Source organism: Variovorax sp. 20P10.2.4, assembly GCF_058244205.1.
The window spans coordinates 1-8088 of sequence record NZ_JBZAYE010000328.1 but is presented as its reverse complement, the minus strand read 5'-3'; the positions used below and the strand labels follow the sequence as shown (position 1 = coordinate 8088).

The window sequence follows — 8088 nt, the reverse complement described above, 5'->3', positions numbered from 1 at the left end:
GCACCGTCTACCTGCTGCGTCCCGACCAGCATGTGAGCGCGCGCTGGCGCGCACCGTCGCCCGCGCAGATCCGCGCGGCCTTCGACCGCGCGCTGGCCCGGGCCTGAGACGACACGCAGCGAGACATTGCCCATGACCGCATCCACCCCCACGCTGATCACCGACGCGCACCTCGAGGCGCCCGACGATTTCTACGAAGCGCTGATCGAGGCGCACCAGGGCCTGAGCACCGAGGAGAGCCATGCGTACAACGCGCGCCTCGTGCTACTGCTGGCCAACCACATCGGCTCGCTGCCCGTGCTGCGCGAAGCGCTCGCGGCCGCGAAATGAACACCATCCAGTGAGGACACCATGACCGCCGCAACTCCCGCCACCGAGCGCCGCTACCAGAGCGGCTTCGGCAACGAATACGCGTCCGAGGCCGTGCCCGGCGCGCTGCCGCAGGGCCGCAACAACCCGCAGCGCGGGCCCTTCGACCTCTACACCGAGCTGCTCTCGGGCACCGCCTTCACCGCGCCGCGCCACGAGAACCGCCGCACCTGGCTCTACCGCCGCCAGCCCTCGGTGGTGTCGGGCCGCTACCAGCCCTATGCGCAGGCGCACTGGAGCACCGGCGCCGACCGCGAGATCGCGCTGCCGCCCGAGCCGCTGCGCTGGCATCCGCAGCCGCTGGACGGCGCGGGGGAACATGACTTCGTCGACGGCATGCACACCATCGCGGCCAACGGCGATGCCGAGTCGCAGGTCGGCATCGGCTCGCTGATGTACCTGGCGGGCCGCTCGATGGACAAGCGCGCCTTCGTCAACGCCGACGGCGAGATGCTGGTGGTGCCGCAGCAGGGCCGGCTGGTCATCACCACCGAGCTCGGCGTGCTCGAGGTGAAGCCCGGCGAGATCGCGCTGCTGCCGCGCGGCATGGCCTTCAAGGTGGCGCTGCCCGACGGACTCTCGCGCGGCTACGTCTGCGAGAACTACGGCGCGCACTTCCGCCTGCCCGAGCTCGGCCCGATCGGCTCAAACGGCCTGGCCAACGCGCGCGACTTCCAGGCGCCGGTGGCGGCCTTCGAAGCGGAAGAAGGCGGCTACGAGATCGTCAAGAAGTTCGGCGGCCGCTTCTGGCACGCGCCGATGAAGCAGACGCCCTTCAACGTGGTCGCCTGGCACGGCAACCTGTCGCCCGTGAAGTACGACACCGCGCACTTCATGGTGATCGGCTCGATCAGCTTCGACCATCCCGATCCCTCGATCTTCACCGTGCTGACCTCGCCCAGCGACACGCCCGGCACCGCCAACTGCGACTTCGTGATCTTCCCGCCGCGCTGGATGGTGATGGAGAACACCTTCCGTCCGCCGTGGTTCCACCGCAACCTGATGAGCGAGTTCATGGGCCTGGTGCTCGGCGAGTACGACGCCAAGCCCGGCGGCTTCAAGCCCGGCGGCGCGAGCCTGCACAACAGCATGGTGCCGCACGGCCCCGACGAGGAAGCCTTCGACAAGGCCACCCACGCCGACCTCAAGCCGCACAAGCTCGACAACACGCTGGCCTTCATGTTCGAGAGCCGCTACCGCTTCATCCCGACAAACTTCGCGCTGCAGAGCCAGGCGCTCGACACCGACTACGCCGACTGCTGGGCCGGCCTCAAGGACCAGTTCAAGCCATGAGCCCCGTCTTCGCCCTGACGCGCCGCGCCGCGGTCCTCGCGCTGCTCGCCGCACCTTTGTTCTCGCAGGCCGCGGACTACCCCGCCAAGCCGATCCGCTTCATCGTGCCCTACACCCCGGGCGGCACCACCGACCTGGTGGCGCGCACCGTGGGCCAGAAGGTGTCGGAGAAGCTGGGCCAGCCGGTGCTGATCGACAACCGCGGCGGCGCGGGCGGCAACATCGGCATGGACGCCGTGGCCAAGGCCGCGCCCGACGGCTACACCATCGGCTTCGGCGCCATCTCGACCAATGCGCTGAACCCGCACATCTACAAGTCGATGGCCTTCGATCCGCGCAAGGACTTCACCGCCATCAGCCTGCTGGGCACCTCGACCATCGTGCTCGAAGTGCCGGCGGCCTCGCCGATCAAGTCGGTGGCCGACCTGATCGCGGCCGCGAAGAAGACCCCCGGCATGCCCTACGCCACCGCGGGCGCGGGCACCTCGATGAACCTGGCCGGCGTGATGTTCGCGCAGATGACCGGCACCGAGCTGACGCACGTGGCCTACAAGGGCAGCGGCCCGGCCATCACCGACATGCTTGGCAACAACATCGGCCTGATGTTCGACAACCTGCCGGCCTCGCTGCCGCACATCCAGGCCGGCAAGCTGCGCGCGCTGGCCGTGGCCGGGCCCACGCGCTCGCCCTCGCTGCCCGAGGTGCCGACCATCGCCGAGGCCGGCCTCAAGGGCTATGCGCTCGAGCCCTGGTTCGGCGTCTACGGTCCCGCCAACCTGCCGGCGCCGATCGTGAAGGCGCTCAACGAGGCCTTCGTGGAGGCGCTCGCGCAGCCCGACGTGAAGGCCAAGCTGGCGCAGGCCGGCTTCTCGCCGCGCGGCTCGAGCGCGCAGGAACTGGCCACGCTCACGCAGACCGAGTACCAGCGGCTCGGCGAGGTGGCGAAGAAGGCCGGCATGACGGCCGAGTGAACCGAACACCGCAACGAAAGACACATCCATGACCACCGCACTGAACGCCACCCACGACCCCAAGCTGCGCAGCTGGGTCGCCTCGGCCAATGAAGCCGGCAGCGACTTCCCGATCCAGAACCTGCCCTTCGGCCGCTTCCGCGCCGCCGGCAGCACCGAGGCCTTCCGCATCGGCGTCGCCATCGGCGACCAGGTGCTCGACCTGCGCGCCGCCGGCCTCGTCGACAGCGACGACATGAACGCGCTGATGGCCGCGGGCACCAAGGAGCGCCAGGCGCTGCGCGCCGCGCTCTCGGCCGGCCTCGCCGAAGGCAGCGACAAGCAGGCCGCCTGGTCGAAGGCGCTCGTCGCGCAGGCGCAGGCCGAGATGACCGTGCCCTGCCGCATCGGCGACTACACCGACTTCTACACCGGCATCCACCACGCGACCACCATCGGCAAGCTGTTCCGTCCCGACCAGCCGCTGATGCCCAACTACAAGTGGGTGCCGATCGGCTACCACGGCCGCGCCTCGTCGATCGGTGTGAGCGGCCAGGTCTTCAAGCGCCCGCAGGGCCAGACCAAGGCCCCCGATGCCGCCGAGCCCAGCTTCGGCCCGTCGAAGCGCCTGGACTACGAACTCGAGCTCGGCTTCCTCATCGGCCGCGGCAATGCGCTCGGCGAGCCGATCGCCATCGGCGAGGCCGAGGAGCACCTGTTCGGCGTGACGCTGCTCAACGACTGGTCGGCCCGCGACCTGCAGGCCTGGGAATACCAGCCGCTCGGCCCCTTCCTCGCGAAGAACTTCGCGAGCACGCTGTCGCCGTGGATCGTGACCATGGAAGCGCTCGCGCCCTTCCGCGCGAAGTTCGAGCGGCCCGAGGGCGATCCGCAGCCGCTGCCCTACCTCGATGCGCCGTCGAACCGCGCAGCCGGCGCGCTCGACATCACGCTCGAAGTGCTGCTGCAGACCGCGAAGATGCGCGAAGCCGGCGAAGCGCCGGTGCGCCTCACGCTCGGCAACACCACCGAGGCCGCCTACTGGACCGCCGCGCAGCTGGTGACGCACCACACGGTGAACGGCTGCAACCTGCAGCCCGGCGACCTGCTGGGCTCGGGCACGCTCTCGGGCCCGAAGCCCGACCAGGCCGGCTCGCTGATGGAGCTCACGCTCGGCGGCAAGCAGGCGGTGACCTTGCCTAACGGCGAGAAGCGCGTCTTCCTCGAGAACGGCGACACGCTGGTGATGCGCGGCTGGTGCGAGCGCGCGGGCGCGGTGCGCATCGGGCTCGGCGAGGTCAGCGGCACGGTGGTCTGACGCCACCGGCGTTCACCATGCGCACGGCGGTGAAGGCGGTGGAGGCGGCAACGCCTTCACCGCCTTTTTCACGTCAGGGCCTCAAGGCTTCGGCGCGATCACGAGCGCGAGGCCGTCGGGATTGCGCGGGTCGGACACCGGCACCGGCGCATTGCCCACGACCTGGATCGCCTGGATGTTCTGGCCGCCGGCCAGTCCGTCCTGCATGGTCCAGCCGCGTGCGCGCAGGTTGTCGGCCGTGGCCGCGGGGAAGCGCTCGGCCTCGTAGTAGATGACGTTGTCGGGCAGCAGCTGGTGGTGGAAGCGCGGTTGCGCCTGCGCCTGGTCGAGCGGCAGCTTGTAGTCGAGCACGTTGACCAGCACCTGGTAGACCGCCGTGAAGATGCGCGAGCCGCCGGGCGTGCCGAGCACCAGCGCGAGCTTGCCGTCCTTCACCGCGATGGTCGGGCTCATCGACGACAGCGGGCGCTTGTTGGGCTGGATCGAGTTGACGTCGCCGCCGACCACGCCGAACTGGTTCGGCACGCCGGGCTTGGCGGAGAAGTCGTCCATCTCGTTGTTCAGCAGGAAGCCCGCGCCCTCGACCACGATGCCGCTGCCGAAGCCGCCGTTGAGCGTGTAGGTGATGGCCAGCGCATTGCCCCACTTGTCGACCACCGAGAAGTGCGTGGTCTGCGGCTTCTCGCCGGTGCTGACCGGCGGCACGGGGTCGGTGCCGAGGCCGGGCTTCACCTTGGCCAGCGGCGTCGGCGTGGCGGGGTTGACCTCGGCCGCGCGGCCCTTGAGGTAGTCGTCGGCCAGCAGCTTCCGCATCGGCACCTGGTAGAAGTCCGAGTCACCGAGGTACTGCGCGCGGTCCGCGAACACGCGCTTCTCCATCTCCGCCGTGAGGTGCACGTACTGCGCCGAGTTGAGCGGTGCCTTGGCGAATTGCGGCTCGAGGTCCTTCTTCATCTTGAGCAGCTGCCCGATGCCGAAGCCGCCCGAGCTCGGCGGCGGCGCGGTGTAGACCGTGTGGCCGTTCCAGTCGATGGCCACAGGGTCGCGCCACACCGCCTGGTAGTTCTTCAGATCGTTCTTGCTGATCAGGCCGCCGGTGCGTCCCATCTCGGCCACCAGCAGGTCGGCCGTCTTGCCGGTGTAGAACTCGCTGCCGCCGTTGTCGCTGATGCGCTGCAGCGTGTCGGCCAGCTCGGACTGCTTGAACAGCTGGCCCTTGATCATCTTGCCGCCGAAGTACTTGTTGAAGTTCGAGCGGCTGTTGACGGTGGTCAGCTCGGCCGTCGAGTACGCGACGAAGCCGTTGCGCGCATAGGCGATGGCCGGTGCCAGCACCTGCGCCCAGCTGAGCTTGCCGAAGCGCTGGTGCGCGGTCCACATGCCAGCGACCGAGCCCGGCACGCCCGCGGCCAGCGAGCCGTCGAGGCTCAGGCCCGGGATCACGTCGCCGTTCTTGTCGAGGTACATGGTGGGCGTGGCCGCGCCCGGTGCCTTCTCGCGGAAGTCGAGGAAGTAGGGCTTGCCGTTCATCCAGGTCGTCATGAAGCCGCCGCCGCCGAGGTTGCCCGCCTCGGGCAGGGTCACGGCGAGCGCGAAGGCCGTGGCGACACCGGCATCGACGGCATTGCCGCCCGCGTCGAGGATCTGCTTGGCGGCGGCCGCGCCGAACTGGTCGGGCGATGCGACGGCCCCGGCGTTGAGCGTGGTGCTCTCGGCCGGAGGCGACGCGGGGGGAACGATGGGTGCGAAGGCAGTGCCCGATCCACCACCGCCGCAAGCGGAAATACCGATGGTGGTGAACAGGATCAGGGAATGAAATGCGCGGCGCGACGTGGCGTGCGTGAAGGGCACTGTGAGTCTCCTCAAGTTGTGAATCTCTGGCATGCTCGCCAGGCTTTTTGGGGGGTGCGCACTCCCGGGGGCGGACTGTAGTGCCCGGTCCAGCCAGCGTCTAACGAAAGATTTTCGAGTTACCTATTCCGGATCCTCATGGAGACAAGAAAGCTGGCGCACCTGATCGAATTGGCGATGACCGGCTCCTTCAGCCGCGCGGCCGCCAACCTGCACCTCACGCAATCGGCACTGAGCAAGAGCATCCAGTCGCTCGAGATGGAAATCGGCGTGCCGCTGATCGAGCGGCTCGGCCGGCGCTGCACGACCACCGCCGCGGGCTCGCTGGTGGTCGAGCGCGCGCGCCGGCTGCTGGTCGACGTCGACAACCTCTCGATCGGCGTGAAGGACGAGGCCGTGCTCGAAGGCACGCTGCGCGTGGGCTTCGGCGCCGGTCCCGGTGCCTGCATGAGCGCGGACTTCATCAACCACGTGCTCGAGACGCATCCGCGCATGAAGCTGCTGGTGCGCCGCGGCACGGCGCGCTTTCTCATGAGCGCACTGCGCGACCGCTCGATCGACGCGATCCTGATCGACGCGCGTTCGCTGGTGCTGTCCGACGAGCTCGTGGTCGAGCGCCTGGGCGGCCTCGCGGGCGGCGCCATCTGCCGCGTCGGCCATCCGCTGGCCGCGCGCGCGGCGGTCACGATGCAGGACCTGTTGCAGTACCCGATCCTCAGCACCGACGTGTCGGACGAGGTGGCCACGCTGACGAAGGAGCACTACGGCCTGAGCGACGACGTGCGCCACTCGACCACCGTGGAGTCGGAGGAGCTCGAGCCCCTGATCGCCGCGACGGCGCGCTCCGACGCGATCTTCTTCGGCGCGCTCGCGGCCGCCGGTGAGCAGATCGCCGCGGGCCGGTTGCGGCGCATCACGGTGGAATCGCAGCTCGAGGTGTCGATCCCGGTTGCGCTCGTGCGGCTGGCCAGCAAGGGCGAACAGAAGCTGGTGCAGGTGGTGCGCGATTTCGCGGCCCACTGGTTCGAAGCGCGGGAGACCCCATGAAGCCGTCTTCATCACGCATCGCGAAGCGCGTGCTGGCGAGCGCGCTGGCCGGTCTCGCCTTCGGCGCGCTCGCGCAGGAGCAGACCATCCGCATCGGCCTGGTGGCGCCCATGAGCGGCGCGCTGGCCGTCTCGGGCAAGGCCAACCAGAAGGGCGGGCAACTGGCGGTGGACGAACTCAACCGCCAGCAGTTGCGCATCGGCGGACAGCGCGCGCGCTTCGAGCTGATGGCCGAGGACGATGCGGGCGACCCGAAGCAGGGCACGGCGGCCGCGCAGAAACTGGTCGATGCCAGGGTCAACGGCGTGGTCGGCCACCAGACCTCGGGCTCGGCCATTCCCGCCTCGCGGCTCTACAGCGAGGCCGGCATTCCGCAGGTCTCGCCTTCGGTGACGGCGCCCAAGTACACCGACCAGGGCTTCAAGACCACCTTCCGCATCGTTGCCGGCGACGCCAGCATCGGCGACGCCATCGCCACCCATGCGGTACAGCGGCTGCGCATGAAGCGCTTCGCGATCGTCGACGACCGCAGCTCCTACGGCCACGGCATCGCCGAGGAGTTCGCCAAGGCCGCCGTGCGCGCGGGCGGCACCATCGTCGGCCGCGAACATGCGAGCGACAGGAGCAGCGACTTCTCGGCCATCCTGACGACGATCAAGGCGCAGCAGCCCGATGCGATCTTCATAGGCGGCATGTACGCGATGGCCGGCCCGATGCTGCGCCAGATGAAGCAGCTCGGCCTCGGTGCCAGCGTGCTCGGCGGCGACGGCATCTGCGACAACGAACTGCTGCGCCTGGCCGGCGGCGCGGCGCGCGACGACCAGGTGTTCTGCGCGGCCTCGGGCGAGATCGAGGACGACCGCGAAGGCCGGCTGCGCGACTTCAGGAAGGCCTACCGCCAGCGCTTCGACATGGACCCGGAGCTGGTCTCGCTCTATTCCTACGATGCGGTGAAGGTGCTCGCGGATGCGATGCGCCGCGCCGATTCCGCGAGCCCCGAGACCTACCTGCCCTTCCTGGCGCGCACGCGCGACTACGCCGGGCTCACGGGCAGGATCTCCTTCGATGCCAAGGGCGACCTGCTGCATCCGCAGCTGGCGCTCTATACCTTCAGGCGCGGCGTGCGCGCGCACCTGGCGACGATCCAGATGCCCTGAGCGGGCGGGCTCAACGCACCTTGAACACGGCCTGGTCGGCCTGCAGGCTGTAGGGCGCGACGCGCGCCTTGTACGCCAGCAGGCTCTGGATGACGCGGCGCGC

General features: G+C 69.4%; 7 protein-coding genes. 6 read left to right on the top strand and 1 reads right to left on the bottom strand.

The window, feature by feature from the left end; translation table 11 throughout:
- The first annotated feature begins 132 nt into the window (after positions 1–132).
- Genes AC27VN_RS25480 through fahA form a run of 4 tightly spaced genes read left to right on the top strand, consistent with a single transcriptional unit; the run spans position 133 to position 3930 of the window.
- The gene (locus AC27VN_RS25480) at positions 133–330 is read left to right on the top strand and encodes a DUF2783 domain-containing protein (protein ID WP_057593179.1); all 198 of its coding nucleotides are present in this window, start codon (positions 133–135) and stop codon (positions 328–330) included.
- Between the two features lie 21 nt (positions 331–351).
- Complete coding sequence (gene hmgA, locus AC27VN_RS25475; protein WP_490878323.1) at positions 352–1662, top strand: homogentisate 1,2-dioxygenase; 1311 nt, start codon at positions 352–354, stop codon at positions 1660–1662.
- Positions 1659–2633 (top strand): Bug family tripartite tricarboxylate transporter substrate binding protein, encoded by a 975-nt coding sequence (locus AC27VN_RS25470; protein ID WP_490878322.1) that lies wholly within the window; start codon positions 1659–1661, stop codon positions 2631–2633. Before hmgA ends, AC27VN_RS25470 begins: the two co-directional genes overlap by 4 nt.
- A gap of 28 nt (positions 2634–2661) precedes the next feature.
- The gene (gene fahA, locus AC27VN_RS25465; protein WP_398498303.1) at positions 2662–3930 is read left to right on the top strand and encodes a fumarylacetoacetase; all 1269 of its coding nucleotides are present in this window, start codon (positions 2662–2664) and stop codon (positions 3928–3930) included.
- 81 nt (positions 3931–4011) lie between these two features.
- Here the strand turns inward: fahA and ggt are convergent, their stop codons facing one another.
- Entirely contained in the window at positions 4012–5814 is a 1803-nt protein-coding gene (gene ggt / locus AC27VN_RS25460; protein ID WP_490878321.1) for a gamma-glutamyltransferase, read from the bottom strand.
- A 105-nt stretch (positions 5815–5919) separates the two neighbouring features.
- Here ggt and AC27VN_RS25455 point away from each other — a divergent pair, with 105 nt between their 5' ends.
- Entirely contained in the window at positions 5920–6828 is a 909-nt protein-coding gene (locus tag AC27VN_RS25455) for a LysR family transcriptional regulator (RefSeq protein WP_490878320.1), read from the top strand.
- Positions 6825–7985 carry a branched-chain amino acid ABC transporter substrate-binding protein gene (locus AC27VN_RS25450; protein ID WP_490878319.1) on the top strand — a complete coding sequence of 387 codons (1161 nt, stop codon included), beginning with the start codon at positions 6825–6827 and terminating at the stop codon, positions 7983–7985. The genes AC27VN_RS25455 and AC27VN_RS25450 overlap by 4 nt, the downstream gene beginning before the upstream one ends.
- Positions 7986–8088: the final 103 nt, after the last annotated feature.